Annotated in this window: 16 protein-coding genes; 3 read left to right on the top strand and 13 right to left on the bottom strand. The window is 67.7% G+C overall.

Annotated elements, in window-relative coordinates:
- Positions 1–46: 46 nt before the first annotated feature.
- From M6444_RS00785 to M6444_RS00750, 8 genes are read right to left on the bottom strand one after another with little or no spacing between them, the layout of a single operon-like run.
- Complete coding sequence (locus M6444_RS00785; protein WP_298321923.1) at positions 47–1,198, bottom strand: acetyl-CoA C-acyltransferase; 1,152 nt, start codon at positions 1,196–1,198, stop codon at positions 47–49.
- A complete protein-coding gene (locus M6444_RS00780; protein WP_298321921.1) occupies positions 1,195–2,370 on the bottom strand; it encodes a Gfo/Idh/MocA family oxidoreductase in 1,176 nt (391 codons plus the stop codon). The genes M6444_RS00785 and M6444_RS00780 overlap by 4 nt, the downstream gene beginning before the upstream one ends.
- A complete protein-coding gene (locus M6444_RS00775; protein ID WP_298321919.1) occupies positions 2,370–2,696 on the bottom strand; it encodes an EthD family reductase in 327 nt (108 codons plus the stop codon). The genes M6444_RS00780 and M6444_RS00775 overlap by 1 nt, the downstream gene beginning before the upstream one ends.
- 5 nt (positions 2,697–2,701) lie before the next feature.
- Positions 2,702–3,532, bottom strand: a complete 831-nt coding sequence (locus M6444_RS00770) for a phosphoenolpyruvate hydrolase family protein (RefSeq protein ID WP_298321917.1) — start codon at positions 3,530–3,532, stop codon at positions 2,702–2,704.
- The gene (locus M6444_RS00765; RefSeq protein WP_298321916.1) at positions 3,529–4,803 is read right to left on the bottom strand and encodes a Tm-1-like ATP-binding domain-containing protein; all 1,275 of its coding nucleotides are present in this window, start codon (positions 4,801–4,803) and stop codon (positions 3,529–3,531) included. The genes M6444_RS00770 and M6444_RS00765 overlap by 4 nt, the downstream gene beginning before the upstream one ends.
- Positions 4,800–5,630, bottom strand: coding sequence for a carbohydrate ABC transporter permease (locus M6444_RS00760; protein WP_298321914.1), 831 nt, complete (start codon positions 5,628–5,630; stop codon positions 4,800–4,802). Before M6444_RS00760 ends, M6444_RS00765 begins: the two co-directional genes overlap by 4 nt.
- Positions 5,627–6,544 carry a sugar ABC transporter permease gene (locus tag M6444_RS00755; RefSeq protein ID WP_298321912.1) on the bottom strand — a complete coding sequence of 306 codons (918 nt, stop codon included), beginning with the start codon at positions 6,542–6,544 and terminating at the stop codon, positions 5,627–5,629. The genes M6444_RS00760 and M6444_RS00755 overlap by 4 nt, the downstream gene beginning before the upstream one ends.
- Positions 6,534–7,724: an extracellular solute-binding protein gene (locus M6444_RS00750; protein ID WP_298321910.1), complete on the bottom strand. Its 1,191-nt coding sequence runs from the start codon at positions 7,722–7,724 to the stop codon at positions 6,534–6,536. The genes M6444_RS00755 and M6444_RS00750 overlap by 11 nt, the downstream gene beginning before the upstream one ends.
- A gap of 278 nt (positions 7,725–8,002) precedes the next feature.
- Here M6444_RS00750 and M6444_RS00745 point away from each other — a divergent pair, with 278 nt between their 5' ends.
- The 3 genes from M6444_RS00745 to M6444_RS00735 all read left to right on the top strand — a co-directional run bounded on the left by M6444_RS00745 (position 8,003) and on the right by M6444_RS00735 (position 12,234).
- Positions 8,003–9,235, top strand: a complete 1,233-nt coding sequence (locus tag M6444_RS00745; RefSeq protein ID WP_298321908.1) for an ROK family transcriptional regulator — start codon at positions 8,003–8,005, stop codon at positions 9,233–9,235.
- Positions 9,236–9,310: 75 nt separating this feature from the next.
- Positions 9,311–10,837 (top strand): TldD/PmbA family protein, encoded by a 1,527-nt coding sequence (locus tag M6444_RS00740; protein WP_298321905.1) that lies wholly within the window; start codon positions 9,311–9,313, stop codon positions 10,835–10,837.
- Positions 10,838–10,839: 2 nt separating this feature from the next.
- The gene (locus M6444_RS00735) at positions 10,840–12,234 is read left to right on the top strand and encodes a metallopeptidase TldD-related protein (RefSeq protein WP_298321903.1); all 1,395 of its coding nucleotides are present in this window, start codon (positions 10,840–10,842) and stop codon (positions 12,232–12,234) included.
- Positions 12,235–12,284: 50 nt separating this feature from the next.
- On the opposite strand, the gene M6444_RS00730 is transcribed toward M6444_RS00735, so the two are convergent.
- The 5 genes from M6444_RS00730 to M6444_RS00710 form a co-directional block, all read right to left on the bottom strand.
- Entirely contained in the window at positions 12,285–13,712 is a 1,428-nt protein-coding gene (locus tag M6444_RS00730) for a sulfatase-like hydrolase/transferase (RefSeq protein WP_298321901.1), read from the bottom strand.
- 30 nt (positions 13,713–13,742) lie between these two features.
- Positions 13,743–14,570 (bottom strand): carbohydrate ABC transporter permease, encoded by an 828-nt coding sequence (locus M6444_RS00725; protein ID WP_298321899.1) that lies wholly within the window; start codon positions 14,568–14,570, stop codon positions 13,743–13,745.
- Positions 14,570–15,490 (bottom strand): sugar ABC transporter permease, encoded by a 921-nt coding sequence (locus M6444_RS00720; protein ID WP_298321897.1) that lies wholly within the window; start codon positions 15,488–15,490, stop codon positions 14,570–14,572. Before M6444_RS00720 ends, M6444_RS00725 begins: the two co-directional genes overlap by 1 nt.
- 12 nt (positions 15,491–15,502) lie before the next feature.
- The gene (locus M6444_RS00715; protein ID WP_298321895.1) at positions 15,503–16,807 is read right to left on the bottom strand and encodes a sugar ABC transporter substrate-binding protein; all 1,305 of its coding nucleotides are present in this window, start codon (positions 16,805–16,807) and stop codon (positions 15,503–15,505) included.
- Between the two features lie 40 nt (positions 16,808–16,847).
- Positions 16,848–17,168: substrate-binding domain-containing protein (locus M6444_RS00710; protein WP_298321893.1), on the bottom strand; the 321-nt coding region annotated here is incomplete at its 5' end.

Here is a 17,168-nt window from a genome sequence, read left to right as displayed (position 1 = left end):
CCACGACCGCACCGCGGCGTTGACATCCCTCCGCCGTACCCGGTCGCTACCCGGGCGTGACCTCGATGACCACGGCCATTCCCTGTCCACCGCCACCGCACAACGCGGCCACACCATGACGCTGCCCCCGGCGGCGGAGTTCGCGGGCCAGTGTGTGCACGAGCCGCAGCCCGGTCCCGGCGAGCGGATGCCCCAGGGCGATGGCGCCACCGTTCACGTTGACCACGTCCATGGGCAGACTCAGCTCGTCGATGCTGGCGGCGACCACACCGGCGAAAGCCTCGTTGATCTCGAACAGGTCGATGTCGCTGACAGCGAGTCCAGCGTGTTCGCACCCGGCCCGCACGGCCGCGGCCGGTTTGAGATGCAGCGTGTGGTCCGGCCCCGCCACTTCGGCGCAAGCCACCACCCGGGCCAGCGGAGTCACGCCGAGGCGGTCGGCCACGTTCGACGAGGTGAGGATCCCCACCGAGGCTCCGTCGCTCAGCTGCGAGGCGTTCCCGGCGGTGATCGTGCCGTCGGGGCTGAAGGCCGGACGCAGCTGAGCCAGGGCGTCGATGCTGGTCTCGGGCCGGATCCCCTCATCGCAGCGCAACGCGTCGAAGGCGACGATCTCGTCAGCGAACCATCCGCTGCGACTGGCCGCTGCGGCACGCTGCTGGCTGCGCGCGGCGATCTCGTCCTGCACCGCCCGGCTCACACCGAGCCCGGCGTTGGCTTCCTCGGAGAGCTCGCCCATCCCCTGTCCGGTCAGCCCACACCGGAGACCGTCGACGACGAGCGTGTCGACCAGTCCCACCGATGCGCCGTGATCACCGCGGAGCAGCCCCGCGTGAGCGGCCCGCGTCATCGAATCGCCACCGCCGACCACGTAGACCTCGCCCTCACCGAGCCGGATCCGCCGGCTCGCCTCGGCCACGGTCGCCAACCCGGCCAGGCAGACGTTGTTCACGGTGACCGCCGGCACCGTCCAGGACAGCCCACCGGCCGCTGCGGCCAGCCGTGCGGGGTTCTGGCCGTGCCCGGCCTGCAACACCTGGCCGAGCAGCACGCCGTCCGGTGTCGGCAGTCGCGCGTGCCGCTCGAGCAAGGCCCGGATCGGGCGAGCCAGCAGCTCACGGGTGGACCACTGCCGAAGGCTGCCGCCGAAGCGGCCGAACGGCGTCCGGGCGGCATCGAGCAGGACCGGGACGGTCATCGGGCGGCAGCGCCTGGCGGCGAGTCGAGCAACCGATGCGGTGTGCCGAATCCAGGCACCGACGTCCACGCGCCGTCCGCCATGGCCGAGGCGTGCCCGCAGATGCCCGGGGCCGTCCACGTCGCCGCCGTCACGCCGTCGACCAGCGCGGGCCGGTCCGCCACCGCAGCGCTGACGAACTCGTGGGCCAAGTGGGGATGCGAGCCCCCGTGAGCCGCGCCCACGCGCACCACCGGCCGACCGTCGCCGGGATCGTACTCACTCGGCCGGGTGAACCTGCGCAGCTCTGCCGGCAGCACCTGTGTTCGATCCGGCGGGTGCACCGTCTGCGCCCGCGCCGGCCGGCTCCAGTTCGCCTGGACGGGCTCGAGGGAGTAGACGGTGAGCCCGTCCTCCTCGTCGAGCATCGGCCATTCCACCCCCATGTCGTGTCCGAACACGGAGAACCCTTCGTAGTACGACCGCGCGGTCTGGAAGAACGACACCGTGACCTCGGCGGTGAGCCCGTCCCGGTCCAGGGCGAACAGCCCGGTCTCAGCCGGGAACGGATTGGAGAAGTCGCCACGACGCTCCTCGGTGAGGATGCCGCTCCCCCGTGCGGCGACCTTCTCCACCCGCGCGTCAGCCAGCGCCAGCAGCGGGGAGACGATGTGCGTGGCGTAGTTCAGCGGCGGGAACCCGCGCCAGTAGCTGGGATAGCCGTCCAGGTTCTGGATGTGGTCGCCGCGCATCAGGGTCAACGGCCCGAGCCGCCCGATGTCGATCAGGTCTTTGACGTAGAAGAACGCGCGGCCGAACACCATCGTCTCCATCATCATGTAGACCCGGCCGGAGTCCCGTTCGGCGTCGAGCACCTGCTCGATCCCGTCCAGCGTGGTCGCCATCGGCACCGCGCTGGCGCAATGCCGTCCGCTGCGCAACACCGCGACGCTGTGCTCCACGTGAAATCGCACCGGCGAGGCGACGTGGACCGCGTCGTAGCGGTCCGTGGCCAACAACTCGTCGAGGCTGGTGAACCGATCATTGACGCCGAACTCGTCGGCCACGCGGTGCAGCGCCGCGGTGTCCACGTCCACCAGCGCTACCGAACCCACCTGCGGATGACTGCGATACAGGGGTAGAAAGTGCGCACCGAAGCGGCTGCCGACCACGGCGACGTCGATCGTGGCCATCAGACCACCTCGGCGTTCAGCACCTCGGTCACCGGGCCGAACAGGAACGTGACCCCGCCGGTGGCGAACTTCTCCACGTCGTCTGCGGCGGCTCGTCCGGCCTCGCTGTCGAAGGCGGCCTGAAGCTGCTCGCGGGTGTCGGCCCACAACTCCGCGATCAGGTAGTGCTCCGGCGGGTTGCCGTCGAAGTCCGGCCGCAGCCACGTGATGGTCCAGCCCGCGAGCCCCGGCATGCGCCGGGCGAGCGGGATGTGCACGTCGCGGTAGTGCCGGTCGAATGCTTCAGGATCGTCGGGATGCCCGTACAGCACGGTCGCCTTGTACATGTCGCTCAGCCTCCGACCTGCAGATCGAGGAAACTCTTCATCTGCTCCACGAGGGCGACCTCGGTCGGCAGGCGTTCCATGCTCGACGCACCCAGGAAGCCGTGCAGGCCGGGCACGGCACGCAGGACCTCGGCGACGTCGCCCGGCTGTGCGATCGGCCCACCGTGCGCCAGGACCAGCACGTCCGGGCGGGCTGCCGTGGCCGTGGCGAGGATGCGCGTGACGAAGTCGATCGACTCCGCCATCGTCCACGCCGTCTGCGCGCCGATGGTGCCACTGGTGGTCAGGCCGGCGTGCGCCACGATGACGTCGGCCCCAGCGTCGACCATCGCCCGCGCTTCGGCCTCGGAGTGCACGTAACTCGCCGTGAACAGGTCGAGCTCGTGAGCGTGGGCGATCATCTCCACCTCACGGTCGAACCCGAGCCCGGTCTCCTCGAGGTTGGCCCGGATCATCCCGTCGAACAGGCACACCGTCGGGTAGTTCTGCACCCCGGCGAACCCGGCGTCGCGGACGGTGCGTAGGAAGCGCGGGATGGAGCGGAACGGGTCGGTGCCGCACACACCGGCGACCACCGGAAAGTCGGGGCCGACCACCGGAATGATCTCGTCGGCCATCTCCATGACGATCGCGTTCGCGTCCCCGTACGGCATGAGCCCGGCCATCGAACTGCGACCGGCCATGCGGTACCGCCCCGAGTTGTAGACGACGATGAAGTCCAATCCGGCCATCTCGGAGCACTTCGCCGACAGCCCGGTCCCGGCGCCACCGCCGACGATGGCCCGGCCCTGGTCGACCTTGTCTCGAAGTCGCTGCACGATCTCGGTTCTGCTCATTGCCTGTTCCCTCGTGGTTGATCTACATGGAGGCTCGCGGACAGCATGTGATGCAGGGCATCGGCCATGTCGCGAGCCAAGTCCTCGTCGTTGATGTGCTTCGGCGAGGTGACGATGGGCGTCGTGGACGCCGCGCGGCGGTGCAGAGCGTCGATCAAGGCCTGGTCGGCTTCCGGATCGTGGAAGATCCCGCCCGGGCCGGAGATCGCGGAGAACCCGCCTCGAGGCACGTACACCCGGGCGTGTCCCTCCGGTGCCATCGCGAGAGCATCGCCGATCCGGGTGCCGATCGCTGCGCACTCCGCCGGGCTGGTCCGCATGAGGGTGACGTTGTCGTTGTGCTGGTACAGCCGCCGCTGCCGGAACGACTCCGGCACGGTCGCTGACGGGCCGAAGTTGACCATGTCGAGCGCGCCGAGGCTCACGACCTGCGGAATTCCTGCCCGGGCTGCCGCCGTCAGCCGTGCGGGCCCGGCCGAGCACACCCCGCCAACGAGCTCGTCGGCGATCTCGGTCGTGGTCAGGTCCAGGACGGCGTCGATACGGCCCTGCCGGATCAGGTGCTCCATCGCTGCGCCGCCCTGGCCGTTGGCATGAAAGACGAGCACCTCGTAGCCGTATGCCTCCAGCTGCTTGCGGGCCGCGGTGACACCCGCCGTGGTGACGCCGAACATCGTCGCTGCCACGACTCTCCGCCCGCCGGTGCCGGGATCGTGGTCCTGGTTCGCGCGCACCATGCCCGCCAGCGCTCCGGCTGCATTCGCCAACGCCTGGCGCGACAGAACATTCAGCCCGGCGATGTCGACGACCGGGTAGATCATGGTGACGTCCGAGTCACCGATGTAGGGCCTCGTCTCCCCGGCCACGATGGTCGCCAGCAGCACCTTCGGCGTCCCGAACGGCAGCATCGGCGCGACCGAGGCGAAGATCGTGCCCGCGTTGGACCCGCCGGCGACCAGCAGACCATCGAGTTGCCCTGTCTCGACCAGCCGCCGCACGATGCGTGCGGCACCGTCGGCCATGGTCGCGATGGCCTGGCCTCGGTCGCCGTTGCCACGAAGCGTCGACAGGTCGGCCCCTGCTTCCCGGGCGACCTGCTCGCTGTCGATGTCGGGCCGGATCCCGGGCGAACCGAGCACCCCCACGTCGATCAGGCTCACCCCCACCCCGGCGGCCTGGAGCCGGCTGCGCAGGACGTCGTACTCGTCGCCTTTCGTGTCCAGCGTCCCGACCAGGACCACCCGTGGTTCGGGCTGGTCCTGCCGACTCATTTGATCGCCCCGCTCAACATGCCCTCCAGCAGGCGCCGCTGGGCGAACAGGAAGACGACGAGGATCGGCAGCGAGATGAGCACACTCAACGCCATCAGGCGTCCCCACTGGGTGCCGTACAGACTCGTCTGCAACACCAGCAGCGCGCCGACCGGATACGCGTCGGGCTCGGTCAGGAACGTGGTCCCGTAGAGGAACTCCCCCCAGGCCAGCATGAACACCATGACACCGACGGTGATGACACCATTGCTGGCCAGCGGCAAGATGACCGAGCGGAACGTCCGCCACAGCGAAGCTCCCTCGAGCGCCGCCGCCTCCTCCAAGTCACTCGGGATGGACTGGAAGAACGGCCGCAGCAAGACGATGGCGAACGGCAGCATGAAGGCCGAGTTCACGACGACCAGGCCGATGATCGTGTTCGTCAGCCCCCACCCGGCCAGGATCCGGTACAGCGGCATCAGGGTCATCGGCTGCGGAACCATCTGCAGCAGGATGAACGCGCCCAACAGAACGGCCACCGCCTTCGTCCACCCAGGCGTACGCCGCCGCGCCAGACCGTAGGCCGCCGGAACTGCCAGCCCGAGGGTCAGCGCGACCGTGCCGACCGCGATTTGCGCGGAGTTCAGCACCGACGGCCAGATCGTGGGGAGCAGGTTGGAGTACTGCTCCAGGGTCGGGGTGAAACGCAGACCCGACGGGTCGGTCAGCACCGCGCCCTCGGACTTCAGCGACGTCGCCAGCACCCACACCAGCGGGACGGCATACAGCAGGAGAATGACGCCACGGCCGAGGTACGCCCCGGTTCCCTGCCTGTGATACCTGTTCACAGTGCCTCCTCCCTGCGGATCGCCCGCAGATAGGCGAGCCCGAGCAGGGCGACCGCGAGCATCCCCAAGATCGCCACGACCGCACCGGCGCTGAAGTCGAACTTCTGGAAGGCCTCCCGATAGGCCAGGTACGGCAGCGTCGTCGTGGCATCGCCCGGACCGCCCGAGGTGACCACGTAGACGTACTCGAAACTGCGGAAGCCGTACATCAGGTTCAGGATCGCCAAGATGAGAATCGTCGGGCGGAGCAGCGGAATCACGATCCGCAGCCGGATCTGCCAGACGCTCGCTCCGTCGACGGCCCCGGCGTCGAAGACCTCGTTGGGGATCGCCAGCAGCGCAGCCCGGTAGATCATGACCGAGAACGGCAGGCTGGCCCAACAGGCGATGAACGACAACGTCACCAAGGCGAGGAACGGGTCGCCCAGCCAATTGACGGGGTCGATGCCGACCAGGCCGAGCCCTCGGTTCACCGCACCGTCAGGGGCGAACAGGAACCGCCAGATGTTGCCGTTCACGACTGAGGGCAAGGCCCACACGAAGATCATCAGCCCTTGCGTGAAGACCGCGTCGAGTGAGCGAACCGCCAGCAGATTCGCGAAGACGAACCCCAGGACCAGGTTGACCACGAGAATCAGCAGGCTGAACACGACCGTCACCCGCAGCGACTGCCAGAACTCCGGTCCAGTCAGCACCGGGCCGAAGTTCGCCAGGCCGACCCAGCCCCAGTCGCTCATCAAGTTGGCGGCCCCGACCTCGGTCAGCGCCATCTGGAACAGGTTGACGATCGGATAGATCGTGAATGCGGCGAGCAGGACCAGGGCCGGGACGACGAACATGGCCATCCGCGGCCCGCCGATTCCGGTCAGTGCGCGTCCACGCCCCGGTGCGCGGGAGAGGTTGTCAGCAGCCACCGTTCCCCCGTTCGAAAGCCGTCTGGACTCGCTCCAGACCCTGTTCAGCCGCTTCGGCAGGTGTCAGCGCGCCGGCGAGCATGTTGGAGAAGACGACGCCCAGATCCGTTTGGGCATCGAGCGTTCGCACGTTGTCCGGCCAAGGCCGCAGATTGGCTGGGTCGAGCTGGGTGACGAACGGGCCGGAAATCGGGTGCTCACCCACGCGGGGGTCCGCGCGCACATCATCGCGGGTCGGGATGGCCCCGATGAGCTCGAAGGTCGTCAGTTGACCCGCTTCGGACATGAAGGCCGTGTCGATGAACTCCCAGGCCAGATCTGGATGGTCCGCGAATGCGCCGACAGCGACCGACTCGCCGGCGAACGAGATGCCGCTGCCGTCGCGGCCGCCGGGCATGGGCGCGGTCCCGACCTCGAAATCCGGGTCGGCGGCCATCAGGTTGCGCAACTCCCAGCTGCCGCCTTCGACGAAGGCGGTGTCACCGGCGAGAAAACGCTGAAACGCGATGTTGACGCTGACCGTGGAGATGTCGGCCGGCATGGCTCCCTCGAGCCGCCAGGAGTTGATCATGTCCAGGACCTCGACGGTGCGCGGTGAGTCGAGGTTGCAGTAGTTCACGCCCTCGGGGAGCAGCCATTGCATGAGGGCCCACGTGCTCTGCAGGGTCGGATCCGCGCCGAGCGTGATGCCCTGGTATTTCCCGTCGTTCGCGATGACGTCGAGTGCAGCGTCCAGTTCGTCGATCGTCTCGGGCGCCTCGAGGCCGTACTCGTCGAGGATCGTGCGGTTGAACCACAGCCCCAGCACGTTGTAGCGCCACTGCAGCGCCAGCACCCGGCCGTCGTCGTCCCGCCACAATGCTTGGTCGGCGAGTTGGGCGACGTTGTCGGACTGCTCGACCTGCTCGGTGATGTCGGCGTAGGTCCCCCCGGCCGCCGTCAGTGAGAAGTCCGCTACCGGGTTGCCGACGATGACGTCCGGTCCCTCACCCTGAGCGGCGGCCGCGACGAGCTTGGGCCCGAAGCTGTTGATCGGAACGGCCACGAACTCGACTTCCACGTCGGGGTGGGTCTCGAGGAACTGATCTTTCAGCGCCACCAGGCTCGGATCCTCACCCATGTAGGACCACACCGTGAGCGTCTGCTTGCCGTCAGCGGCCTGAAAAGTCTTCGGCGTCACGACACAGCCGCTGAGAGCACACGCGGCCGCGGCGACCATCGCTGAAAAGCGCATCCCCTTTCGCATTGATCTCCCCTCCCCGGGACGATCACGTCCCGGCTGGTGATCGCCGACCCCAACCGCCTGCGGCGAATGTGATGCGGAGCACGCTAGGGGGTATTTATGTCGATTGTCAACGTAAAGTTGTTGGCGACCGACACAATAGTGTCGACCGCCCATCGAGGCGGCGGATACGCTGGCTGGACCGTGCCAGCGACGACCACGAAGGGGGCGAGGAGATGGACCGGGGGCATCGGGACGGCGAAGCACCCAGTTCACAGTCGCGGCTGCGCACGGCCCGATCCGGTGCTCTACTGAACCTCATCCGCCGCGGTCAGGCCCGAACCACCAGCGAGCTCGCGGCGCAGATGGGGTGGGCTCGATCGACCGTGGCCGAACGAGTCGACCGACTGACCAAAGCTGGACTGGTCAAACCCACCACACCGGTCACGAACGGCCGTGGGCGGCCGGCCACGGTGTTGGAGTTCAACGGGGACGGTGGCGCCGTCCTGGCGGTCCAGGTCGGTGTGTCCGGCACTCGCGTGGCGGTGACGAACCTCGACGCCCAGGTCCGGTGGAGCCGGGTACTCGATCTGGGCATCGTGTCGCCACCGGACCGCGTCGTCACCGCGATACATGACGAGCTGGTCCGCGCCTGCGACGAGATCGGCGTCGACCCCGCGACGGTGTACGGCATCGGCATCGGTCTGCCCGGCAAGGTCGAACTGGCCACCGCGGCGCCGGCCGGACCCGAACCCAACTCGTCCTGGCTGGACTACCCGATCGCCCGTCGCCTCTCGGCCGCCTTCGGCGTCCCCGCCTACGTCGACCAGGACGTGAACCTGCTCGCCCTCGGTGAGCAACGGACCTTCTGGCCCGATGCCGACGTGTTCGTGTGCGTGAAGGTCGGCACCGTCATCGGTTGTGGTCTCGTCATCAACGGTTCGGTCGTGCGCGGTGCCGCGGGTCTGGCCGGCGAGATCGGGCACACCCACGTCCCCGGGCGGGACGACCGCTGCGCCTGCGGCAACCGCGGTTGCCTGAACGTCGTGGCCGGTGGAGGGGCGCTGGCTGCGACCCTGAGCGCGGCCGGGCACGACGCACCCAGTGCTCGCGATGTGGCCAGGCTCGCCCGCGAAGGCGTCGTCGAGGCAGCCCAAGCCGTGCGCGCCGCTGGGCGAGACGTCGGGACGGCGCTGGCCAGCGTCATCAACCTGCTCAACCCTGAGGTGATCACCGTCTGGGGTTACCTCGCCGACGCCGAAGACCATTTGTTCACCGGCATCCGCGAGAGCATCTACCACCGAGCGGTGCCGGCGGCGACCAGCCGCCTGCGCGTGGAACGGGCCCGATTCGGCGACGAAGCCGGTATCCATGGTGCGGCGATGGCAGTCATCGAGGAAGTTCTCGAGCCCGAGACGGTCGACGACTTCCTCACCGGTCAGGCCGCCGCGACGACCCGTACGACCTGACTCGGCGCGCCCGCACCCCACCGGAGCGGACAATGCCGATGCCCAGAGCCCGGGGTCTGGTCTAGGCTCGCCCTCGTGCCGCATGAGATCGATCCCGCGTTCCTGGCCCTACCGATGCGTTCGCTGGCCGACGCCGCACTGCAGCGAGCTGCCGACCTGGGCGCCGAACACGCCGACTTCCGGTTCGAGCGGATCCGCACCCAGGACCTGTCATTTCGCGACGGCAAGCTCGAGGGCAGCCGCGACGGCGAGGACGTCGGCTTCGCCGTCCGCGTCCTGCATCAAGGCACCTGGGGCTTCGCCGCGGCCGTCGACCTGACGCCGGACGAGGCCGTCAAAGCCGCCGAGCAGGCGGTCGATCTGGCCAAGGTGTCACGAGAGCTGAGTCCGACTCGGGTCGAGCTGGCCGCCGAGCCGGTGTACCCCGATGTCACCTGGGTGTCGGCCTACGAGATCAGCCCGTTCGACGTGCCCGACACCGAGAAGATCGACCGGATGGTCGGGAATTCGGTGCGGGTCCTCGCCCAAGACGACGTCGACCACGTCACCGCATCGTTGCAGCAGGTCCAAGAGAACAAGTTCTACGCCGACAGCCACGGCACCGTCACCACCCAGCAACGGGTGCGCATCCATCCGCAGTTCGAGGCGCTGAAGGTCGACGCCGACAGCGGCCGGTTCGAGACCATGGCCACGCTCGCAGCGCCGGCCGGTCGGGGCTGGGAGTACGCGACCGGCGCCGACGGCGTCGTCGACTGGGGCGCCGCGCTCGACGAGCTGGGCCCGCTGCTGGCGGAGAAGTTCGCTGCTCCCAGCGTCCGCGGCGGGCATTACGACCTCGTCATCGACCCGACCAACCTCTGGCTGACCATCCACGAGTCCATCGGGCACGCGACCGAGCTCGACCGCGCCCTGGGCTACGAGGCGAACTACGCCGGCACCTCGTTCGCGACTCTCGACCAGCTGTGGACCTTGCGCTACGGCACACCGATCATGCACGTCACCGGCGATCGCACCACCCCTCACGGGCTGTCGACCATCGGCTACGACGACGAGGGCGTCAAGGCGCAGAAGTGGGACATCATCAGCAGCGGCACCCTGGTCGGCTACCAGCTCGACCGCGCGATGGCCGCCGCGAACGCCAGTGCGCTGGGCACCAGCAGGTCGAACGGGTGTGCCTTCGCCGACTCCCCCGGGCACGTCCCGGTCCAGCGGATGGCGAACGTCTCGCTGCAGCCGTCCGACGGCGGCCCGTCCACGGACGAGTTGATCTCGCAGGTCGATGACGGCATCTACATCGTCGGCGACAAATCCTGGTCGATCGACATGCAGCGCTACAACTTCCAATTCACCGGCCAGCGGTTCTATCGCATCCGCGGCGGCGAGTTGGACGGGCAGGTACGCGATGTCGCCTACCAAGCCACCACCACCGACTTCTGGGGGTCCATGGCCGCGGTCGGTGGACCGCAGACCTACGTCCTGGGCGGAGCGTTCAACTGTGGCAAGGCGCAGCCTGGACAGATCGCGCCGGTCTCGCATGGCTGCCCGTCCGCGCTCTTCCGCAACATCCGTGTCCTCAACACTGCAGAAGAAGGCGGGCAGTGAGCATGCCGACGACCCGTACGACCCCGCAGGACATCGTCGAGCGCTGCCTCGAGCTGTCGAAGGCCGACGGCATGATCGTGCTCGTCGACGACGTGTCGACGGCGAATCTGCGCTGGGCCAACAACGCCTTGACGACCAACGGCATGACCACCGCCCGCAACGTCACCGTCGTGGCGACCCTCGCCGGTAGCACCGGCACCTCCTCCGGTGTCGTGGCCCGCAGCGCCGTGACCAGAGAGGCACTGGAAACCGTCGTACGCGCGGCTGAGCAAGCCGCTCGCGACAACGGGCCGGCCGACGACGCCAACCCCCTCGTCGAGGGTGCGGCCGCCGCTGACTGGTCCGATCCGCCCGGGGTGACGACGCCCGGAGTGTTCGGCGAGATCGCGCATGACCTCGGCGACGCGTTCGGTCGTGCCGACGACGAGCGCCGGCTCCTGTACGGCTACGTCGAGCACGCCGTGCGTACGACGTATCTGGGCTCGTCCACCGGCCTGCGCGTGCGCCACGAACAACCGTCCGGGCACATCGGTGTCACCGGCAAGTCCAGTGACCGCACCCGCTCGGCCTGGGTCGGCCGGGCGTCGCGAGACATGTCCGACGTCGACGTGGCCGCCTTGGACGCCGAACTGACCACCCGGCTGGACTGGGCCAAGCGCAGCATCGAGTTGCCCGCGGGCCGCTACGACACCATCCTGCCGCCCACGGCCGTCGCCGACTTGATGATCTACGCCTACTGGACGATGAGTGCGCGCGACGCTCATGAAGGCCGCACGGTCTACGGCCGCCCGGGCCACGGGACCCGCGTCGGCGAACAACTCTCATCTCGGCCGATCTGGTTGTGGTCCGATCCGGCCGCCCCGGGGCTGGAATGCGCTCCCGTCGTCATGGCCCACGCATCGTCGAGTGAATCCAGCGTTTTCGACAACGGCCTGCCGGTCCGGCGTACCGACTGGATCGCCGACGGTGAGCTGAAGGCGCTGTTGACCACCCGGCACTCGGCGGCCCTGACCGGCCTGGAGACCACGCCGGTCGTGGACAACCTGGGACTCACGGTGCAACGAGCGCGCGGGGGCATCGACGACCTCGTCGCCGACGTCGACCGCGGCCTCCTGCTGACCTGCCTGTGGTACATCCGCGCCGTCGACCCGCAGAACCTGCTGTTGACCGGGCTCACCCGCGACGGCGTCTACCTGGTGGAAAACGGCGAGGTCGTCGGCGCGGTGAACAACTTCCGGTTCAACGAGAGCCCGATCTCCGTGCTCGACCGCTTCTCGAAAGCCGGCGCGACGGTTCCGGCGTTCAGCCGTGAGTGGGGCGACTACTTCCCCCGTACGGCGATGCCGACCCTGCGCGTTCCCGATTTCAACATGTCCTCGGTGTCGCAAGCCTCCTGAGTGATCGTTGGCGCGCACTGGCTGCCAGGGCCACCACATCGCGCCAACGATCACCGCGGCGGTGGTTGGTGGCCGAGTCGCGTCGGCTTCAGGCCGGACGTGTGGACCTGTGGGTCGACTCGGCGCTGGCTCGACGCCGGCGCCGTCGGTGCCGCCTCGATCACCGGCTGGGGCTCGCCGGCCTCGACCATCCGGGCGACCAACCGTGTTCGCAGATCGTCGGCAACCGCCCGGTGCGGGGCGGAACCGGCCAGGTTCACCAGCTCGTGTGGGTCGTTGGCCAAGTCGTACAGCGCGGTCTCGACGTAACGGCCGGCGGCGGCGTCGTCCCATGGATGCGCATCGGGTGCGGCGACGTAGTACTTCCACCGGCTGGTGCGGATCCCGCGGCCGACTTCGGATTCGCTCACCTGGATGAAGACCTCGCCGGGCCACGCGGCGTCCGGATCGCGTACCAGCGGCAGGAACGACCGGCCCTGCATCTGTGCGGGGACTTCGATGCCGGCGGCGTCGAGCAGGGTCGGCGGCACGTCGATGGTGCTGACCGGACGGTCGATGAGTCGGCCCCCGTCGAAGCCGGGGCCGCGCAACGCCATCGGCACCCGGATCGAGGCATCGTGGCACGACCGCTTGTACTCGTCGTTGCGCGTCTTGAAGTGACATCCGTGATCCGAGGTCAACGCCACGATGGTGTCGTCGGCGATGTCGAGGCTGCGCAAGGCGTCCAGCAACCGGCCCAGGCCCTCGTCCACCCGGCGGATCTGGCCGCAGTAACCACCCAGATGCTGGTGTGCGGTACCGCCGTGCGCTGACAACGCCGCCAGGTCCGGCGGCATCCACCGGCCCTGGTAGTGCTGTTCGTACCCCTCCGGCGCGGGATAGGCGTCGATCTCGTTCTGATGGTGCGGCTCGATGACGGACAGGAACAGGAAGAACGGACGCCGGCCCGCGCCGCCGACGTCGCTGTGATCGCCGACGAACCGGATGGCAGCGTCGAACAACGCATCCGACCGGTAACCCGGGAGCAGGACCGGCGACTCGTTCTCGTCGAAGACGATCGTCTTGTACGCGTCGGAGGTGAATTCCAGGACGTTGGCGCCCAGCCACCTGTCGTAGCCACCCTGTTGCGAACGCGGTACGGGCTCGGCCTCGGCCAGGTGCCACTTGCCGATGTACCCGGTGCTGTAGCCCGCGTCGCCGAAGTGATGCGCCAAGGTGCGGGCGTGGGCCGGCAGCGCGATCGCATTGCGGTACACACCGTTCTCGGTGCCGTATTGGCCGGTCTGGATCGACGCTCGCGCCGGCGCACACACCGGGTTCGGGGTGAATGCCTGCGCGACGTGGGTACCCGAGCGCGCCATCCGGTCGAACTCCGGTGTCAACCCCAGCGGGTTGCCGTGCACGCCGGTGGTGTCCCAGCGTTGCTGGTCGGTGAACACGACGATGACGTTGGGCTGATCAGCCGGCTCCACGGCCATACGGGTCCTCCCCCAGGTACTGCGATGAGGTCACTTGAGTCCGCTCAGGGTGATGCCGCGGACGAAATAGCGTTGGCTGAACAGGAACAACAACACCGTCGGCACGAACAGGATCACCGACCCGGCCGCCGTCAGGTGCCACAGGGTGAAGTATTCCTGGTTGAACAAGGTGAGCCCGACGGGGATGGTTCGCATCTGCTCGGTCGTGGTCGCGATCAACGGCCACAGGAACTCGTTCCACTGGAACACGAACGTGAACAGGCCGAGAACGGCTAGCGCGGGTTTGACTTGCGGCAAGATGACGCGGGCGTAGATCCGCAATTCCGACGCCCCGTCGATACGCGCGGCCTGGATGAGGTCGTCCGGAATCGGCTGAATGAACTGACGCATCAAGAAGATGCCGAACGCGTCCATCAAGAACGGCACGATCAGCGCCTGATAACTGTTCAGCCAGCCGAGGTTGGACATCATCACGTACAGCGGGATCATGCGCACGAACAACGGCATCATCAACGTCGCCAGCAATGCCATGAACAGCGTGTTCCGTAGCGGGAACCGGAATTTCGCGAACACATAGCCGACCAGCGGATCGAAGATCAGGTGTGCCAGCGTGATCCCACCGGCGACCACCAGGCTGTTGACGATGAAGTGACCGAACGGGGCGCGTTCGAACAATTCGGTGTAATTGCCGAATTGCGGGGTCTGCGGCCACAGCACCGGGTCGGCCGACAACGTCTCGGCCTCGGTCTGCAGCGACAAGGCGCCCATGTACAGCAGCGGCACCACGGTCACCGCACTGACCACGATCAGGACGACATAGCTGCCGATCTTTCCGGCCCGAGTCGGTTCGTCGCGCATCAGTACTGCACCTCGTTTCGCCGGCCGACGCGCAACTGGATCACCGTGAAGATGACGATCACGATGAACAACAGGAACGACAACGCCGAGGCGTAGCCGAAGTCGCGGGATGTGAACGCGACATTGAACACGTGGAAGATGTACAGATCGGTCTCATTGGCCGGCCCACCGCCGGTGATGATGTAGGCCTGCCCGAACGCTTGCAAACCACTGATGACGGCCATGACCGACACGAACAGGGTGGTCGGCGTCAGCAACGGGAGCGTGATTCGCCAGAACCGCTGCCACGGCCCCGCCCCGTCCACCGTCGCGGCCTCGTGGTACTCCATCGGGATGCCCTGCAACCCGGCCAGGAACAGCACCATCGTGTAGCCGACGGTCATCCACAACGTCACCGCGATGATGGTCGCCAGCGGGTGCGTGTTCAGCCATGACTGGGTCGGCAGCCCCAGGTCGATCAGCACGCGGTTCAGAATGCCCAATTGAGGGTCGAGGATGTTGCGCCACAGCAATCCGACGATCGCCACCGACGTCAAGTACGGCACCAGCAACGCGGCCCGGAACATCACCCGCCCCCGCAAGCGCTGATTGAGCAGCAGCGCCAGTGCGAGGCCGATGACGATGGCGCCGATGGTCGTTCCCGCGCCGAAGATGACGGTGATGACGAACGAGTTCTGCACACCTTCGTCACCGAAAGCCCGCGTGTAATTCTCCAGTCCCGCGAATTGATCCGCCTGCGGCCCGGTGTACAGCGAATTCGAGATGATGTTCGCGATCGGCAGGTAGAACATCAGCGCGAAGAACGCGAACGCCGGAATCAGGAAGGCGTATGCCGTGAGCACGTACCGCCGGTTCAGCGACGGCGCGAACAGGGCGGCCAGTCGCCCGCGACGAGCACGGCGCGGCGGCCCGGGTGTCAATCGCCGCATAGGCTACCCCGCCAGCGCCTTCTCGCCAGCGGTCAAGAACGCGTCCAGCGCCTCGGTCGCCGGGGCGTTGTTCATGACGACGTCCTGGTACAGGGTCTTGTACAGCTCCACGATCTCGCCACTCTTCCCAGTCAGCTGCAGCGGCTCGGTGAAGTCGATGGCGTAGTCGAAGCCTTCGGCGAAGGCCGCGTAGCGCTCGTCGTCCTGCACCACCGGTTCCTCTCGCCACGACTGACGCGGCATCAGCATGCCGACTTCTTCGGTGGTCGCTGTCTCGACTTCCAGCGCGGTGATCCGCTTGATGAAGTCCCACGCCAGGTCCGGGTGTTTCGACTTGGCCGGCACGAACATGCTCGAGCCGGCCTGAATCGTGGCTTGCTCGACCTGCTTCAGCGCAGGCACGACGCCGTACTCGAGGTCCGGGCTGGTCTCCTCGATCGGCAACAGGTCCCACGGACCGGTCAGGATCATCGCTGCCCGCCCGGCCGAGAACAGCTTCTGTGGCCCGGAGTAGTCAGTGCCGGGCGTGGGCACCGGCGCGACCTGGTGCTTGTGCACCAGGTCCGCCTGGAACTGCAATGCTTCGGCAGCCTTGTCGTGCGGCGTCAACAGCTCCTTCGTGTCGGGGTCGTAGAAGCGCACACCGTTCTGCAACAGCCACGGCCAGCTGTAACTGTGGTCCTGGTTGAGCGCGACCCCGTACACACCGTCGCCGGTCAGCTTGGTGGCTGCGTCGAGAAACTCGTCCCACGTCGTCGGCACCTCCAGGCCGGCGTCGTCGAACATCGTCCGGTTGTGGAACAGCATCGTGCACGTCAGATGCAGCTGAATGCCGTACACCTCGCCGTTGTAGGAGTTGCGCGAGATGGTGCGCGGGTGCCAATCGTCCGGGAAGCCCATCTCGGCGCCGTCGCGGTCGACGTACTTCTGCAACGACATGACGTCGCCGGAGATCGCGAACTCCTGCGTCCAGAGGCTGTCTTCGCACAAGTCCGGAGCGTTTCCCGACGCGAAGTCCGACAGCAGCCGAGTCCGCAGGTCCGGCCACTGGAACTTCTGGAAGTTGACGGTGATGCCGTGGGCCTCCTCGAACTCCGCGATCACCTTCTCGTAGGTCGGGTAGGCATGCCCGGCGTTCCAATAGATGGTGAACTGCTCACCGGATCCGCCGTCACCCCCGGAGCTTCCTTCGGTGTCCTCCTGTGGCGCGCCAGCGCAGCCGCTCAGCCACGGCGCTGCCAGGCCAGCCAGGGCACCGGTCCCGCTCCAGCGCAGGATGTCACGGCGAGAGGGAGAGGGAGTAGCCATGATGGTGCTCCTTTCACGTCGGGGGCGAGCCGGTCGCGATCTATGTCGAGGCACGGCGGTTGTAGATCCAGGGTTCGGTGACCTCATGGCCCTTCGAGGGGACGCCGGCTGCGATGCGGTCGAAGAGCAGGCGAGCCACTTCGGTGAAATCGTCTGCGGCCGGTGGGCCGACCGTGCTCAGAGTCGGTTGCGTGATCAAGCTCTCCGGCAGGTTGCCGCAGCCGAGGATGGCGACGTCGTCGGGCACGGTCAACGAAGCGTCGCGGGCCGCCCAGATGGCGCTGATGGCGCCGCGCCCGGATGCGGCGAAAATGGCATCGGGTCGGTCGGGAGCGTTGAGCAGCGCTGTGGCGGCGTGGTA

It is taken from the genome of Haloactinopolyspora sp. (assembly GCF_027324685.1).
Taxonomy (GTDB): Bacteria; Actinomycetota; Actinomycetes; order Jiangellales; family Jiangellaceae; genus Haloactinopolyspora.
This window is presented reverse-complemented; position numbering and strand designations above follow the sequence as displayed.